The organism is Anaerocolumna sp. MB42-C2, from assembly GCF_030913705.1.
Classification (GTDB): domain Bacteria; phylum Bacillota; class Clostridia; order Lachnospirales; family Lachnospiraceae; genus Anaerocolumna.
Window position 1 is genome coordinate 4381245 of the sequence record NZ_CP133190.1, and the last position, 17920, is coordinate 4399164.

Sequence of the window (17920 nt, forward strand, 5' to 3'; positions counted from 1 at the left end):
ATGATTGAAAATAGATCAATAGGATCAAAGATATTTGATATATGTAATGTAATTATTCTCATTGTAATAACTTTAGCATGCCTGATCCCTTTATGGTACATATTAATGGTATCTTTAAGCAGCAAGGAAGCAGTCAATGCAGGTCAGGTTACATTTTGGCCCGTTGGTTTCAATTTACTATCTTATCAGAAGATATTGGGAGAAGCAGCTTTTTTAAAATCTTTTCTGGTTTCCATACAAAGAGTTATATTAGGGGGAATTTTGGGGGTAGGGTGTACGCTTATGGTGGCTTACCCGCTTTCCAGAACAGAAAGGCAGTTTCCGAAGCGTAACATATTCATGTGGACTTTAATATTTTGTATGCTTTTTAATGGAGGAACCATCCCTTGGTATATGACCATGCGGAACTATCATTTGATTGATAATATATGGGGGCTTGTGTTATCAGGAAGTCTCCCGGTATTTAACGTAATTATGGCAATGAATTTCTTTCGAAATCTTCCATCTGAATTGGAAGAAGCAGCTTATGTAGACGGAGCCGGACCCTGGATTTCTTTTATAAAGGTTAATATACCTCTTGCAAAACCAATGATTGCGACGATATCGTTATTAACGATAGTCAGTCATTGGAACGATTTCTTTCAGGGACTGGTATTGAATACGAAACAAAGCAATTATCCGTTACAGACCTATATCCAGCAGATGGTTGTCTCTCAGGATTATTCTTCTATGTCAGTAGAACAGATAAAAAAGGTAATTCAACTGAATAATCAATCTTTAGATGCGGCAAAAATATTCATAGCCATGGTTCCCATCTTGCTTATCTATCCTTTTCTACAGAAATACTTTGTAAAAGGTATTACGTTAGGCTCAGTGAAAGGCTGAGTCTTATGCAATATAAATAATTTAATGATAAAGGAGGAAGTCAATTGAAGAAAAAGTTATTAGCACTATTAGTAGTTATGACAATGTTAGGAACGTTAAACGGATGTTCCAGCGGTGGGGGGAATGGAAAAGAATCAGAGAAAACGGCTGTGACACAGTCAACCGCTGATGAGGTTTCATCAGAAGCAACAGAAGCGGGGGGACCGCTGGATCCTTATAAGGACACAGTTACGATTCATCTAGGGCAAGGATTAAATCCAAATGTATCTTTCCCTGAGGGACAATCTATAGAGGATAATGCATTTCTGGATGCGATTAAAAAGGATTTAAATATTGATATTGTTTATGACTGGGTTAGTTCCAATACGGATTTCCAGCAAAAAATGAACCTGTGTATTGGAAGCAATACACTTCCGGATATTATGAATGTTGGTTCCAACCAGTATCGTGCAATGTTAAAATATGGGCAGCTGCAGCCTCTTACGGATGCTTATAACAGTTATGCCTCCGACATGTTAAAAAGCTTTGTAAGCAGCGGTGGAGATCAATTAACTGAAATGATAACGAAGGATGGACAAATGATGGCGATACCGGCTCCGAATATTAAGGCCGGAGGAGTTAATGTAATGTGGATTCGTCAGGATTGGCTGGATAAGTTAGGGTTAGAGGTACCACGTTCTTTAGAGGATTTAAAAACAGTTGCTAAGGCATTTGTAACTCAGGATCCGGATGGGAATGGTAAGGATGATACCGTTGGTATCATTGGACCTGCCAACTCCGGTGCACTTGACGGTATCGGTGGTAATCTCTGGGGCTTGGACCCGATTTTCGGTTCCTTTAAATCTTACCCGCAATATTGGTTGAAAGATGAGTCTGGTGAAATAAAATATGGTTCCATACAGCCGGAAACCAAAGATGCATTAAAGGAACTGGCATCTATGTATAAGGATGGATTAATTGATCCTCAGATGTTAATCCGTGATGACAGTTCAGAACCTGTACTTGCAGGAAACGTAGGTATCTTCTTTGGACCATGGTGGGCAGGATATACAGTTGCAGACAGCTTATTAAGCGGAAAAATTGACTGGCAGGCTTATAATACTCCTTTGGCTTCCGACGGAAAATATTATGCACATATGGCAGAACCTACAACCCAATACGTTGTTGTTAATAAAAACTGTAAGAATGCGGAAGCTGCCATGAAAATCATAAATTACTTGTTATACAATGAACCAACCTGGGTAAAAAACGGTATTGGTGACAGCGGTATTACACCGGAAGAACTGGATACATCCGATGTATATCCGTTATTCAATGTTTATGATAATGCAGATGAAATTGAAGTATCCTATGATACATTGAAAAAATATGTGAATGGAGAAATCACAGAAGACGATGTAGATTTTTCAACTCATAAATTATTGAAGAATGATATGGAAGCAATTAAAGTTTTAAAGAAGGAACCTTTCGATGATTATAGTTTAAAAAATTGGGATTTAAGCAGTGACATAGCATCCACCAATCTTCCGAGACTGGTTTCCATTATGGTTGGTGAACGTCCATCCGTAGAAGAAGGGTATGAGGAGGTTTACAGCGCATTTTATGGCCAAACGGATACAATGGAATCAAACTGGGCTAATTTAAAGAAGATGGAAGACGAAACATTTGCAAAAATTATAATGGGTCAGGCTTCCATAGACAGTTTTGATGAGTTTGTTACAAATTGGAAAAGTCAGGGCGGAGACAAGATTCTGGAAGAAATTAAAGCAGAAATTAATAAATAATAATACTTAATTCAAACATAAGCAGCCAAATCAGGTTAGTTATAAATATTATAACTTGTTTGGCTGCATTTCTACATAGAAAGAAAGTGTAATATGAAAAAGGTAAATTATCACACCCATTGTGCAAGATGCAGGCATGCGATTGGGACAGAAGAAAATTATGTGGAGAAAGCTCTGGAGTATGAACTGGATGTTTTAGGTTTTTCGGATCATCTTCCCTTTCCCGGAGATATCTTTGGGATGCGGATGCCATATGCAGAAATAGATGAATACATAACTACAGTACTTTATTTAAAAGAAAAGTACAAAAATAAATTAGAAATTTTATGTGGTTTTGAAGGGGAATATATTAAAGGTTATGAATACTTTTATGATAGTTTATTAAATGAAAAAAAATGTGATTATTTAATAATGGGTCAGCATTTTTATGAAGATTCTTCCGGCAATATGATTAACGTTTATAATATACATAATTCAGAACAATATATTGATTATACCAATTATTCCATACAAGGTATGAAAAGCGGTTATTTTAGTATATTTGCCCATCCGGATATTATCTTTGTCAATAATTTGGCGTGGGATAATAATTGCAACAGAGCTTGTGATCTGATAATAGAAGCAGCGGCAGAGAATAATTTTATTATTGAATACAATGCGAACGGATATCGAAGAGGATTGCATGAATTTATTGATGGTAAGCGGTATCAATATCCTCATATTCAGTTTTGGAAAAGAGCAGCTGATGCTAAAATCCCTGTGATCATCGGTTCAGATTGTCATGAGCCCATTCAGATTTATGATGATATTGTTAAAAAAGCATATCTGGAGGCAGGGGAGTTGGGGTTAAATATAGTTTTGGACATATAATTTATGAAAGATCAGGTGGAGTTTTATAATTACCTATAAGGTGATAGAAGAAAAGGGGATAATAATTGATAGATAATATTCTTAACATACTCCATTCCATATCCCCGATAACCATAGCATTTCGACTATTGTTGGCTTTGATCTGCGGCGGAATCATCGGATTTGAAAGAGGGAGAAAAGGACGTCCTGCTGGTCTTCGTACCCATATTCTTGTTTGTATCGGATCAAGTTTAGCGATGATAACAAATCAATACTTATATAATATGGGTACCTCAACTGATGTTGCCAGAATGGGGGCACAGGTAATCAGCGGAGTCAGTTTTCTGGGAGCAGGAACAATTATAATTACGGGAAGGCATCAGGTAAAAGGCTTAACGACAGCGGCCTCGCTCTGGGCATGTGCCTGTCTTGGACTGACAGTTGGATGTGGATTTTATAGTGCTGCCCTGCTGGGGACTTTATCTATATGGGTTGTTAATTCGCTTCTGCATCGATTAGAAGTTCCTATACATTCACGTGTTAAAATATTTCGGGTATACATAGAATTCAGAGAAATAAAAGTAATACGGGAGATGATGACCTTTTTAAAAGAGAACAAGGTTAAAGTTTCTGATTTGGAATTTATCAAAGCAGATGATAAATCGAAAATCGGTGCAACTTTAACTTTAATACCTTTAGTTAAAGTGGAGTCTGAAAAACTACAGCTATTAGTAAATTCTATTGACGGAGTTGAATATCTGGAGGAAATATAAAGACTCTCAGTAGGGATTGGAGTATGCTTCGGAAGAGAAATGCTTGAGAAAGAAACAATAAAAGCAGTTTTCCTGAAAAAATAATTAAGCCGCAGGTGCTTAATTATTTTTTTTTGGCCGGATTTAAATGAGCCTTAGCTTTTGCCGGAGATGGTACCGTCAGGTATTTTTTGTTTCTGAAGCGAAGCAAAAGTCACATAAAAATCCGAGACTTACATGTCTGAAATTATGCAGAATGCATAATTTCTGTGCATCATTTGTTACAATTCAGCCGTAGGCTGAACTGTAACAAATCAACCGGTTTATTAACATAAATACTTAATTTATTATTGACAATCACAAAATAATATAATATTATTAGACTATGCAAACGGTTGCATCATATATTAAAGTGTTAATACTTATTTTTTTTGATTGATTATGCAAACGGTTGCATGGAAAGGAGGAGCAAATTTGACAGTTACCATAAAAGATATAGCCAAAAAAGTAGGGGTATCTCCCTCTACCGTTTCCAGAGTTGCAAACGGCAGCACGGCTATTTCGGAAGAGACAAGGCAAAAGATCCTGGAGGCCATGGAAGAAATGAAATACCATCCCAACAGCCTGGCAAGAAATTTTGCCAATGGGAGTACGAATACAATAGGACTGGTCATTGATGCGGAAGAAGAAAATACTTTTTCGAATGCATTTTTTAACAGAAGCGTATTTGCAATTGAAGCAGTTGTCCAAGCCAACGGATATAATCTTTTAATCACAAACAACAGGGAAAACAAAAACAGGACCGCCGTAAAAAGCCTTGTTCTGGAGAATAAAGTAGACGGTATTATTTTACCGTCCTCCAGTGTAACTTCTAAATTAATAAATCTGTTAATTGAGGAAGATTTTCCGTTTCTGGTGTTGGGAGAACCGGAGATTGAAAAAGACAGGATAAGCTGGGTCGATATCAACAATACGGCCGGCAGCGAACTGGCTGTGAAACACCTGGCGGATATGGGATTTGAAAAGATTGCTTTTTTATATGAAAACCCGGATACGGTTTTTTCAAAAAACAGGCTGACCGGATTTCTTGAAGGCTTAAGAAAAGAATCTCTTCCCTGTAGGGAAGAATTCATAAGAACCTGTAATGAAAGTACCGGTAATTTGGATGCACAGATGGATGAGCTGATATCCGGAGAAATTAAACCGGATGCATTCATATGCTCTAATAATATGATTGCGTTCCAGGTACTCAAATTTTTAAAGAGCAGGAAGATTCGGGTGCCGGAGGAAGTCGGAGTAGTCACTTTTGATAACTATCCTTTTGCAGAGTATATGGATCCTCCGTTATCTGCAGTGGATGTAGACACCTATACCCTGGGAGAACAGGCAGCTGCAAACTTATTAAACAAAATAAAGAGGACAGACAGTGGGAACCGGCAGACGGTCATCTCCACCAGGCTGATACTGCGTCAATCCTCCAAAAGAAGGTGAGCTATGATAAAAGAGGCTATAAGACATATAAATACGAAAAGTTATGTTTACCTGCGTAACAGAAACCGTCTAATATTCCGGATAAGGACGGGCAGGGAAGATATAAAAAACTGCATCCTGATTTACTGGGCAAGGACAAACCCCGCAGAGAAAAAAGAAGTTAAACTTGTATGCAAACAAAGAGATGCCCTGTTTGATTATTATGAAGTGGAAGTAATATTTTCCAGAGTCGCAAGATACCAGAAATATTATTTTAAGCTTGAGGGTCATAAAAATGATACTGTTTTTGTTAATTCTTATGGAATTTATGACAGGGAGCCGGATGATGGGTATTTTGAATTTCTGTATGCTAATCAGAATGATATATTTGAGATACCGGATTGGGCGAAAGGGATTATCTATTATCAGATTTTTCCCGAGAGATTTAATAACGGAAAAAAAGAAAATGACAGAAGGGACTGCGTTCCCTGGGGAAGTTTACCGACCAGGGAAAATTACATGGGAGGAGATCTGAAAGGTATAACAGATAAAATAGGATACCTTAAGGAATTTGGTATCCAGTGTATCTATTTAAACCCCATATTTAAAGCGGATTTTAATCATAAATATGCAACCACCGACTATTATGAAATCGATCCGGAATTCGGTACTTTAGAAGAATTCCGGGAACTGGTTGCAGCCTGCCATAATAATAATATCAGGATTATCCTGGACGGAGTATTTAACCATACCGGAGTGCAATTTGAGCCCTTTCGGGATTTACTTAAGAATCAGGAAAAGTCGAACTATAAGGAATGGTTTCATGTTACTAAATATCCGGTAAATATTTCGAATAACTGTTACGAATGTGTAGGTGCATATAAGTGGATGCCCAGACTGAATACCTCAAATCCAGAGGTAAGAAATTATATTCTTGGAGTTATGTCTTACTGGATTGAAGAATTTCATATTGACGGGTGGCGGCTGGATGTGGCGGATGAAGTAGACAGCCTGGTATGGCAGGAAGCAAGATTGCAGATTAAGTCCAAATATCCGGATAAACTGCTTCTTGGTGAAACCTGGGGATATGGAAGAAATATGCTGCAGGGAAATTCCCTGGACAGTATAATGAATTATGTTTTCCGCGATGTCGTAATGAATTATTTCGCTCTTGAGAAAATCGGTGCAAAAGAATTTGATGGACGGATTAACCAGATGCTGGCGGCTTATCCAAAAGAGACTAATCAGGCCTTATACAATCTGCTGGACAGCCATGATACGGAACGTTTTCTTACCTTATGCGGTGAAAATACAGAGAGATTTAAATTAGCTGCCTCTTTTCAATTTTTTATGCCGGGAGCACCGGCAGTATATTACGGAGATGAAGTTGGAATGACCGGCGGTAATGACCCTGACTGCAGGAAAGCTATGATATGGGAAAAGGAAGAACAAAAAAAAGAGCTGCTGCAATGGTATCAATGGCTGATACGTATCCGGAAAGAATATAACTGCATCCGATTTGGGGATTACCGGACTGTTATATGCGAGGAGGAAAAAAATATATATGGTTTTGTCAGGTTTCTAGAAGATGAGGAACTTTATGTGATATTCCATAACAGCGGGAATAGTACAACAACAGAACTTCCGGTTTTAGGAAAGGGGCAGTATGTCAGTTTGACAGACGGTGAAGAATACTTCGCAGGAAATATTGTGGGTGAACAAAATTTTTATAACGGGGACATATTGGAATACAAAGGAACGATTCACATCGATCTCGGTACATATTCCATGAAAGTCATAAAAAAAGTAAACGGAGGTATTTAAAATGAAAGGAAGCAAAAAAATACTGGCAATTATACTAACAACTGCAATGTGCTTGGCGGCTATAACAGGTTGTAGTAAATCACCAGTAAAATCTGAATCCGGTCAGGAAGACAGGAAAACAGAAACGACAGAAGATAAAACCGAAAGTAAAACCGAAAAGGTTACAATTAATTTCTGGCATCATTATAGTGCTCAGTCAGCTGAAAACGAAACACTAATGAAAGTGTTAATTCCTGAATTCGAAAAAGAAAATCCGGAGGTCAAGGTGAATGCGGTATCCCATGAATGGGCCGATTTACATCAAAAACTAATAATCAGTGCAACCTCAGATACCCTGCCGGATGTAGCACGGCTGGACAGCGCTTGGATTCCGGAATTCCAGAAAATGGGAATACTGATTCCTCTTGACGAGGAAATGAGTGACTATCAGGAAATTGCGGATAAACTATTGGATAGTGCCATGAGCACTGCTAATATAGGTGGTCACTCCTACGGTTTGGCATTAAACACCAATACCAAAATACTTTTTTATAATGTCAAAGCTTTGAAAGAAGCCGGTATAGCTGTCCCAACTACAATGGAAGAATTCGCAGCAGCCGTAAAAAAACTATCAGGAACCAACAGTAACGGCCAACAGGTATGGGGATACAATGAACCCGCACTGGCCGGCTGGAATATATGCCCGTACATTTGGAGTTTCGGCGGTTCTTTAACCAATGAAGAACAGACCGTTGCCACCGGTTATATAAACAGTCCGGAAACCGTAGCGGCAATTAAAATGCTTGCCGACCTATATAAGAATCAGGCCATTACCGGATGGAACAGCGGGGATATTCCTATGACCGACGGTTTTGGAACCGGCAGATATAGGATGATACTGGAAGGCCCCTGGAAAATAGCTGAAATGGCCGGAGCTTATCCGGATTTTGAATATGCGACAGCTGAAATCCCGGCAGGTAAAGGCGGTTCTCACTCCGTACTGGGCGGTGAAGATATTTCTATGTTTAATACCCCTAATAAAGAGGCAGCTTGGAAATTCATAAAGTTTATGACCGGTGAATATGCCCAGGAAGAAATGGCAAAATGCGGTCAAATACCTGTCAATAAGGCAACACTCGAAAGTGATACTGTTAAAAATTCAGATTTTGCACCATTTATTGAAGCAATTAAAAATGCAAAAGCTCGTCCAACGGTAGCAAGCTGGTCTGAAATAGACAACGAACTTTCAATTGCAGTGCTGTCAGTTATGCTTGGTGATAAAACAGCACAGGAAGCAATGGATGAACTTGCTGTAAAAATGGATCGCCTTTTAACAGAATAATATAAGTAGTACGATAAGATTAAAACCTTGTCGTACTACACAGTTATTATATAACGATAAAATCATGAAGTCAACCAAGTGTATTTAAATAAGGAGCGGAAATGAAGAAAAGAACAATCAGTTATAAAATACAAATTGCAGTATTGCTCCTTCCAGGGTTACTGATATTTGCTTTATTTACACTCTATCCAATAGCCAGATTATTTATAAACAGTTTTTTTGAATGGGATTTTGGATCGATTTTGGAGCAGAAATTTATTGGACTAAATAATTATAAAAATGTTCTGCAGGATGAATATTTTAGGATTTCTTTTGTCAATACCATTGTTTATACTATTGTAACAGTACCGGCACAAATGGCCGCAGGCCTTTTCGTAGCAATGCTGATTAACAGTATCAGCCACTTTAAGGTAGGATTCCGGGTTTTGTATTACCTGCCGGTAATCACTTCCTGGGTTATTGCATCTTTAGTATTTAAATATATTTTTAATACGGAAGGATTGCTCAACTATTTTCTGGTTCATATTGTACATGCTGCAGAACAAAATATCAGGTGGCTGGACAACCGGTGGGCCGGTCTTACAGTTGCTATGTTGCTGGGAGCCTGGAAAGGAATTGGATGGAACATGGTCGTATTTCTGGCCGCACTACAAACTGTACCGGCCGAATTATATGAATCGGCTGCAATGGACGGGGCAGGAGCAATTAGAAAATTTATAAGCATTACGTTACCGTCCATTAAAGGGACTGTTTTATTTGCATTAGTTATGCTTACCATAGGCGGTTTCAATGTTTTCACCTCCATTAAAATGATTACCGGAGGAGAACCCGGACATCAGACGGATACTGTTTTGACCTGGATGTATTATAAAGCATTCAGTACCGGAAAATTCGGTTATTCGGCAGCCTTGTCATTTATCATTGCCGTTACCCTGGCAATATTGGCCGTAATACAGTTTCGTCTTATAAAAACAGAGAAAAATTAAGGACCGGTGAATATGAAAAAGAGATTTTATATGCAGGGTATTTTGTATTTTCTTTTGATTGCGGGTATTTTTATAGTAGTACTGCCGATGGTCTATATGCTTAGTACATCATTAAAGCCAAATGGAGCTTTGTACGAATTCCCTCCGAAGTTTTTACCAACTTTTAAACAGATAACATTGGAGAATTACAATTATATAATAAGGCAGTCAAAATTTTATATTAATTTCTTAAACAGTGTTTTAGTATCGTCCGTAACGGTTTTACTGGTTGCAATAATAGCCTCCGCATTAGGGTTTGTGATTGCTAGATTTGAATTTCCGGGGAAATCTTTTTTATTTGCTTTTATTATGCTGACTATGATTATACCGGGAATGACATTGATAGTCCCGCAATACGAATTGGCTGTTAAAATGAATACCATTAATAAACTGCTGGGATTGATACCTTTTTATACAGCGTGGGTAATACCATATTCTACCTTTATGATAAAGGGATTTGTGGTAAATATACCCAGGGAATTAGATGAAGCGATATACATGGACGGTGGGAGTATTATAACAGTTTTTGCAAAAGTCATATTACCTCTGGCCAGAGCTGGTATCGCATCGGTATCCATATTTAATTTTCTGACTGCCTGGGAAGAATTTCCCTGGGCCAATACCGTAATAAATGATGACAGGATTAGAACGTTACCAATAGCCATATCCGGATTTTTCGGACAGCACCAGTTTACCCAATGGGGTTATGTATTTGCTCTATCAGCCCTTAGCCTTATTCCTGTCCTGCTGATTTTTATTTTCTTCCAAAGATTTTTTGTGGCAGGACTAACAACGGGAAGTGTGAAAGGTTGATAACCCGGTGTTTTAAATTGACAGTATATTAGCAAAATGGTATACTTAACCGCATAAGGAATCTGCTCCGGGAGGTTATTATGTCAGATAAACGGGTTACCATGAAGGACATAGCAAAGGAAGCGGGAGTTTCTACTGCTACGGTGTCCTATGTGCTTAATTATTCGGAAAAGGAAAAAATCAGCCACGAGACAAGAATGCACATTTTTGAAGTCGCTAATAAGTTAAAATATGTTCCCAATATGAATGCGAAAACCCTGGCAAGCCAAAGAAGCTATTTGGTAGGGATCATAATTAACATGGAGGGACGGAACAAAAAAAGTAAAATCTACCAATATTATGATCTATCCAGAGAAATTCAACGGAACCTATACCCGAAAGGTTATGATGTGGTTCTATTACCTGCCAAAGAAATGGAAAAGGATATTGTAATAGGGCAGAAACGTTCCTTAGATGCCGTATTTATTTTTGATATGGATGAAGAAAGACTGAAAACCATTGCCAACAGGTTTTATGTGCCTGCTATTTTTATAGAGGGATATGTTGAAGATCCGATTTTCTGCAAAATACTTACAGATTATGAAAAGGTTTTACAAATAGCAGAAAAACAGCTGGGTAACAGCTTTTATGTAGTTATGGAGGATCACTTTAACAAGAATGTTTATGAGACTATTTCTAAAAGGATACCTCCTAAAGATATATTTGTTAATCGCTATGACAGCAGTCTGATACAGTTTCTGCGGGAGCATCACAATCAAAAAGGACTGGTAATCGGTGAATTGTTGGGAATGCAGGTAGAAAATTATGCAGATAACCGCAATATATCAGTGGTTGTGAATTCCGAAAAGGATATTATGCTATTACCTGATACCAAAGTTATTATTGTAAGTAATAAAAAGAAAGCAGAAAAAGCAGTTGAGATTATGGACAGGCTACTGCGCCTCGATAATACCAACGAAGTGGAACGGGTTACCTATATACGGCCGGAATGGCGGGATAATTGATTGAATTGGATTTTGTGACATTTAAATCTTAGAACAAAACGAATAAATAATAGGAAAGAAATCGTGATAATCACCAAAACACGATTTCTTTTTTATTTTAACTGAAAATGAATTAAGTACTTAACAAAATTGTATAACATCCAATTATAATGGAAAATAAAAGCTTAATTTAAATTACTTTTACTTAAATGAATAAAATTAAGTATGTTAAGTTAAATTGAAATAAAAATTAATTGTATATTATGATGAAAATATATAATATGCACAAAAATAATTGACTATAAAAATTAAAAATACTATAATTACAGTAGTTTAAGCGCATAAGTAATAATGTATTAATTTAGGGAAAAGTGGATGTATCATACCAGAGAGGATATGAAATTCGAAAAGAGAAATGAGAGACAGGTGTTAGAATAATGAAAAAAACCAAAGCGTTATGTATGTCTGTTTTTATTTGGGGAAGCGGGCAGTTTATCGTATGCAGACAAAGAATGAAAGGATTACTGATTTTTGGAATACAGGTGTTAATGATTTGCATCGAGTTGTTTAGCGGTTATTGGCTGGAATTTGCAGAAGGGTTAATACCGGAGTTCTCAATCCGTCTGCATGGCGGCTTTTTTACCAGGGGAATATGGGGGTTGATAACTTTAGGGGTGAAAACCGGTGGCAAATATGGGGATCACTCTACAATGTTATTAATTAAGGGAGTTATCTCGCTATTTGTATTAGGAATATTTATAGCGGCTTATATATGGAATGTCAGGGATGCTTACAAAGCGGGAGAGCAAATTGATAAAACCAGCGTATATATTAATTCTAAAGATTACTTCAAGCAGTTTTCCAGTAAAAATTTTGCTTACATAGTATTATTACCCATAGGAATCGTATTTTTGTTTATTGTGGTAATGCCCATTGTTTTTTCTGTTCTGACGGCATTCTTAAATTATAATAGAGATCATCTGCCGCCGGGACATCTCCTTGACTGGGTGGGATTCTCAAATTTTCGCAAATTGTTCCTGGTTCCCATTTGGTCCCATACATTTTTGAGAGTTTTAGTCTGGACAGTGATCTGGACTTTGGCGGGAACACTAAGTACTTATTTTTTCGGAATGCTCCAGGCTCTGATTTTGAATCATCCCTCCGTTCATGGTAAAAGTATATTCCGGACGATTTTAATCCTGCCATGGGCTATTCCACAGATGGTATCCCTTTTGGTATTCCGTAATCTTCTGAACGGACAATTCGGCCCGCTTAATCAGGTTCTGTTAAAGATTGGTATTATTACAGATAATATCCCTTTTTTGACCAATCCTGTAATCGCTAAGATTTCAATTATTATTGTAAATTTATGGTTGGGATTTCCCGTATTTATGGTAATGATGCTGGGAGTACTTGCGAATCTTGACCAGAGTCTGTATGAAGCTGCTTCAATAGACGGAGCGGACAGTTACCAGAGTTTTTGTAAAATTACTTTGCCATTGGTTTTGCAAGCGACCTCAGCAAATTTAATTATGAGTATGGCAGGAAATTTTAATGCATTCGGTGCTATTTACTTTCTGACGCAGGGCGGGCCCAATAATGCGGATATGCAGTTTGCAGGGAGTACGGATATCTTGATTTCCTGGATTTATAAACTGACGTTGAACCAGCAGATGTATGACATTGCAGCCGTTATGAGTGTTCTGCTTTTTGCCTTAGTGGGTGCCGTTTCTTTCTGGAATTTTAAAAGAACCGTTTCCTTTAAGGAATTATAGGAGGATCAGGAATGAAGAAAAAAATTACGTCTGTTTTAATCCATACGGAACTGGTCTTGATGTCTTGTTTGGTTCTTGTACCTGTTATCTGGATCGTATTGTCATCTTTTCAAAAAGGAAGCGGTCCATCGGAATATATAAGATTTGACGAACTCACAATCGCTAACTATAAACGTCTGTTTGCAGAGACCAATTATGGAATATGGTTTTTCAATACGTTAAGAGTAGCCCTTGCAAACATGGTTTTGTCGGTTGCATTGATTATGGTCACAGCCTGGATTATGTCCAGATTCCAGTTTAAAGGCAAAAAATACGGTTTGATGGCAATTATGATTTTGTCCATGTTTCCGACTTTTTTATCCATGACTGCAATCTATACGCTGTTTCTTACATTAGGTTTAATCGGTAAGCCTATTACCCTGATTATCGTGTATTCGGCAGGTGCAATTCCATATAATACCTGGCTGGTAAAAGGTTATCTGGACGGGATACCACTGGCTATTGATGAAGCTGCTTATATGGATGGCTGTACAAGGTTTAAGACCCTCCGGTATATTACACTTCCTTTGTCGAAACCGATCATCACATATTGTGCGGTATCACAGTTTATGCTGCCCTGGATGGATTATATCCTGCCGAATATTCTCTTATCCGGTGATAAGACCAGAACACTGGCAGTCGGATTATTTGCGCTTATCAATGGGAAAGAAAGTACTAACTTTACAATATTTGCTTGTGGCGCCGTACTGATAGCAGTGCCGATAACGGCTATGTTTATTATTTTTCAAAAATACCTGGTTCAAGGTGTTTCATCCGGGGCGGATAAAGGATGAGAGATTTGTGCATTTTTTTAATGAACATATTCCTGGAGGGTAACTGAAGCTCTGAAATTCGTATCAAGTATATGGTATATACAGAAAACTATTAGTTCCGTAATTGCCTAATGAACAAAATTATATGGGAGAAAGAATTATTATAACAATATAAAAATTATAAAAAATAAAAAGGAAGAGGTTAAGATGATGAAAAAAATACTTAGTTTATTACTGGTTGTTACATTGGTATGCGGTGTTTTCGCCGGCTGTGCTAAAAAAGAAATACCTTTAGAGCAGGATGAGAATACCGTGGAAGCAGCAGGTGAATCGGCAGCAGGAAATAATCCAAAGTCAGCTGATGAGAGTTCAGGATCATCCGAAGTGTCCGGAAATGAGACACAGACGGGTGAAACCGTAAATTTAATACCGGAAGATGGGGCTAAACTTAATTTCTGGACCTTGTCAGGATATTTGGAGTATGGAAAAGCAGTCGCCGAATTATTTGAACAAAAATACGGAGTCAAGGTGGAGGTGCAGGAAAATGGACTGGATACGGTTAACAAAATGATGTTAGACGGACCTGCCGGAAATGGTGCAGATGTCTTTATGGCTGCCCATGATTCCTTTTTAACAGCAAAAGATGCCGGAATTCTGGCTGAACTGAGTGCGGACAGTGCTCGGACTGTTTCAGAAAAAATCAATGAGACTGCAGTAAAGACAGTGACTGACAACAAAAAGATATACGGGGTACCTGTATCCATTGAAACCTATGCCCTGCTTTATAATAAGACACTGGTAACCGGAGAACCGGCATCTACCTTTGAACAGATTAAAGAAGAAGCAAGGGCCTATAATAACGCGGCTGAAAATAAGTTCTGGTACCTGACGGTTCCAACCGATGGTTATCCTGCCTATCCTTTCTTAAGTCTTTATGGATTTCAGCTATTTGGTGCGGATGGAACAGATGGGGATAATCCTGGATTTAATAGACCGGAATTTGAAAAAGGACTGGAAGCAATCGCATCTCTAAAAGAAATAATACCAATTAAAGCAGATGATCTTAAAATAGAGACCATGTCACTTTTGGAGCAAAAATTCAAAGAAGGCAAGACTGCATACTATCCGATCGGACCCTGGCTGATTAAATCCCTCAAGGAAGAAAATATTAATTTCGGAGTAACACAACTTCCAACCTATGATGGTAAACCTATGAAATCTTTCAGTGCGGTGCAAAACGCCTATGTATCTGCCTATACAGAGTACCCGAAAGCAGCGGAACTGCTGGCAGTATTTCTAACTTCCGATGAGGCGGCTTCCCTTTTGTACAGTAAGGCCTATAAAATTACGGCAAATAAAGATATATCCAGTATTGAGGGCTTGAAAGATGACCGGGAACTAAAGGTTTTTTCAGAAGAGTTTACAAAATCCGTACCTATGCCCAGTACAAAACGTATTTCATATTACTGGACAATTATGCAGAGTGTATTAAGCGCTGTATTTGATGGAAAGCTGACACCACAGGAAGGGGCAAAGAAAGCCCAGGATGATTTTGAAGCACTTGTTGCCAGTGAATAAGGAGAGACCGGAATGAATTTTTCAGCAATTATACATGAACCCAAAAGTGCATTATCTTATGCATATGACGAAAATACACTGCATCTCCGACTGAAAACAGCCAGAGATGAGGTGAAAAAAGTAGAATTAATGGCAGTAGACCCATTTAACTGGATTCCCCGTGGGGATGACACTCCGATTTATGACTTTGACAAAAATTCTGTCATTCATATCAATATGCAAAAAGATCAGGTCACCAGCTTCTATGACTGTTGGTTTGCAGAAGTACCGGATATTAAATGGAAGCGTACGAAATATTGTTTTATTGTTGAAAATGACAGTGAAAAATATATCATTGGCAGCCATGACTGGATTCCTTACACAGAGGAGGAGAGTATACTATACAATCTGAATAATTATTTCAACTATCCATACATTAATGAAGAAGACCTTTACCATGCCCCTGACTGGGTTTCTGACACCATATGGTATCAAATATTTCCGGAAAGGTTCTGTAATGGATCACCGGAGGATGGGAGGGATGTTCTGCCCTGGGGAAGTGATGAACTGGATGGATCTAATAAAAAGTTCGGCGGAAATCTGGCTGGGATTATTAAAAAGCTTGATTATATCAAAGCATGTGGTTTTAACGGTATTTACCTGAATCCGATTTTTACTTCGCCAAGTTCGCATAAATATGATACAACTGATTATTTTAAAGTGGATGCTGATTTTGGAGATAATGAAATCTTTGGCCGCTTGGTAGAAGAAGCTCACAATCGGGGAATTAAAGTAATGCTGGATGCTGTTTTTAACCACTGTGGATTCTTTCATCCTTTCTGGCAGGATGTGATAAAAAATGGGAGGAATTCCAGGTATTATGATTGTTTTTACATATTGGATGCGGATAAACCGGTTTTATTTGGAAAACTGGTGAATGGGATGCCGGAAGACTGTCCCAAAGAATGCCTAAATTACCGTACCTTTGCATATACACAGTCTATGCCAAAATGGAATACCGGAAATCCCATTGTGCGTGAATACCTGTTGAAAGCAGCTGTTTATTGGATTGAACAGTACCATATCGATGGCTGGAGATTGGATGTATCCAATGAGATATCCCATGACTTCTGGCGGGAATTCCGCAAAAGGGTAAAAGCGGTAAACCCAGAGGTCTATATTCTCGGAGAAAATTGGGATAATTCCTATCCCTGGCTTCAAGGTGATCAGTTTGATGGAGTGATGAATTATGAATTTACGACCCCTGTCTGGAATTTCTTCCGGAGGGATAACAGTAACGGTGTTAAGTACCATGCACAGGAATTTAAATTTGCTGTAGGAAAATTGATATCTGATTACCCGAAACACGTATCAAGTAATATTCTCAATCTTCTGGACAGCCATGATACAGAAAGAGTTCTGAGTGTGATGGGGGGAAATAGTAAAGCTGTAATACTGGCCTATATTTTTCTGTTTACCTATCCGGGATCGCCTTGTGTTTACTATGGAAGTGAAATTGGAATGGAGGGAGGAAATCATAGTAACAGGCAATGTATGATCTGGGAGGAAAGCAAGTGGAATAAGAGTCTATCCACTGTGATTCAGAAACTTATAAATTTAAGAAAGTTATATGATAGTTTTAAAACAGTAAATTTCAGCTGGATTACTTTAACCTCGGATATGGATACGGTTATGTATAAAAAGATAACATCAAAGGAAACGCTTTATGTTCTTCTCCATAATGACGAGAGAGAAGTAATACTTAACCTGCCGGAAGAGTTGACAGGAGTGAAATGTAAAGATCTTATGAGCGACAGTAACATTAAATTAGGAGAAAAAATAAAACTAAGTTCTTATGATTACAGAGTATTTTGTGTAAATTATACTGGATGGTGAAATGAAAGGTGGACAACCAGGCTGTGAAAGGGCAAGGCTGTCCATACTTTTTTATATCAGTCTCATAAAATAGCAAGATTATATGTACTATTAGCACCATAATCATATAATTTTGACCGCTAAAATTATACTATAAGAAGGTAGAATAAATTCGGATTTTTAAGAATGACTTTT

The 17920-nt window shown here is 37.9% G+C and carries 14 protein-coding genes; all 14 read left to right on the forward strand.

Translation table 11 applies throughout. From position 1 onward, the window contains the following. The 14 genes from RBU59_RS19545 (at window position 1) to RBU59_RS19610 (ending at window position 17746) form a co-directional block, all read left to right on the forward strand. Complete coding sequence (locus RBU59_RS19545) at window positions 1-885, forward strand: carbohydrate ABC transporter permease (protein ID WP_308144155.1); 885 nt, start codon at window positions 1-3, stop codon at window positions 883-885. A 44-nt stretch (window positions 886-929) separates the two neighbouring features. Next, window positions 930-2669, forward strand: a complete 1740-nt coding sequence (locus RBU59_RS19550) for an extracellular solute-binding protein (protein ID WP_308144156.1) — start codon at window positions 930-932, stop codon at window positions 2667-2669. Window positions 2670-2762: 93 nt separating this feature from the next. After that, the gene (locus tag RBU59_RS19555) at window positions 2763-3539 is read left to right on the forward strand and encodes a histidinol-phosphatase (RefSeq protein WP_308144157.1); all 777 of its coding nucleotides are present in this window, start codon (window positions 2763-2765) and stop codon (window positions 3537-3539) included. Between the two features lie 65 nt (window positions 3540-3604). Then, the gene (locus tag RBU59_RS19560; RefSeq protein ID WP_308144158.1) at window positions 3605-4291 is read left to right on the forward strand and encodes an MgtC/SapB family protein; all 687 of its coding nucleotides are present in this window, start codon (window positions 3605-3607) and stop codon (window positions 4289-4291) included. A gap of 453 nt (window positions 4292-4744) precedes the next feature. Beyond that, window positions 4745-5761, forward strand: coding sequence for a LacI family DNA-binding transcriptional regulator (locus RBU59_RS19565; protein ID WP_308144159.1), 1017 nt, complete (start codon window positions 4745-4747; stop codon window positions 5759-5761). Between the two features lie 3 nt (window positions 5762-5764). Then, on the forward strand, window positions 5765-7564 hold the full coding sequence (locus RBU59_RS19570; protein ID WP_308144160.1) for an alpha amylase N-terminal ig-like domain-containing protein: 1800 nt from the start codon (window positions 5765-5767) through the stop codon (window positions 7562-7564). A 1-nt stretch (window position 7565) separates the two neighbouring features. Next, window positions 7566-8885 (forward strand): extracellular solute-binding protein, encoded by a 1320-nt coding sequence (locus RBU59_RS19575; RefSeq protein WP_308144161.1) that lies wholly within the window; start codon window positions 7566-7568, stop codon window positions 8883-8885. Window positions 8886-8986: 101 nt separating this feature from the next. Next, on the forward strand, window positions 8987-9871 hold the full coding sequence (locus RBU59_RS19580) for a carbohydrate ABC transporter permease (RefSeq protein WP_308144162.1): 885 nt from the start codon (window positions 8987-8989) through the stop codon (window positions 9869-9871). A gap of 12 nt (window positions 9872-9883) precedes the next feature. Next, window positions 9884-10723 carry a carbohydrate ABC transporter permease gene (locus RBU59_RS19585; protein WP_308144163.1) on the forward strand — a complete coding sequence of 280 codons (840 nt, stop codon included), beginning with the start codon at window positions 9884-9886 and terminating at the stop codon, window positions 10721-10723. Window positions 10724-10803: 80 nt separating this feature from the next. Beyond that, window positions 10804-11727: a LacI family DNA-binding transcriptional regulator gene (locus RBU59_RS19590; protein WP_308144164.1), complete on the forward strand. Its 924-nt coding sequence runs from the start codon at window positions 10804-10806 to the stop codon at window positions 11725-11727. 416 nt (window positions 11728-12143) lie between these two features. Continuing rightward, window positions 12144-13481 (forward strand): carbohydrate ABC transporter permease, encoded by a 1338-nt coding sequence (locus RBU59_RS19595; RefSeq protein WP_308144165.1) that lies wholly within the window; start codon window positions 12144-12146, stop codon window positions 13479-13481. Window positions 13482-13492: 11 nt separating this feature from the next. Further along, the gene (locus tag RBU59_RS19600) at window positions 13493-14314 is read left to right on the forward strand and encodes a sugar ABC transporter permease (RefSeq protein WP_308144166.1); all 822 of its coding nucleotides are present in this window, start codon (window positions 13493-13495) and stop codon (window positions 14312-14314) included. A gap of 186 nt (window positions 14315-14500) precedes the next feature. After that, window positions 14501-15871, forward strand: coding sequence for a sugar ABC transporter substrate-binding protein (locus RBU59_RS19605; RefSeq protein ID WP_308144167.1), 1371 nt, complete (start codon window positions 14501-14503; stop codon window positions 15869-15871). Between the two features lie 12 nt (window positions 15872-15883). Beyond that, window positions 15884-17746 (forward strand): glycoside hydrolase family 13 protein, encoded by a 1863-nt coding sequence (locus tag RBU59_RS19610; protein WP_308144168.1) that lies wholly within the window; start codon window positions 15884-15886, stop codon window positions 17744-17746. Window positions 17747-17920 lie beyond the last annotated feature (174 nt).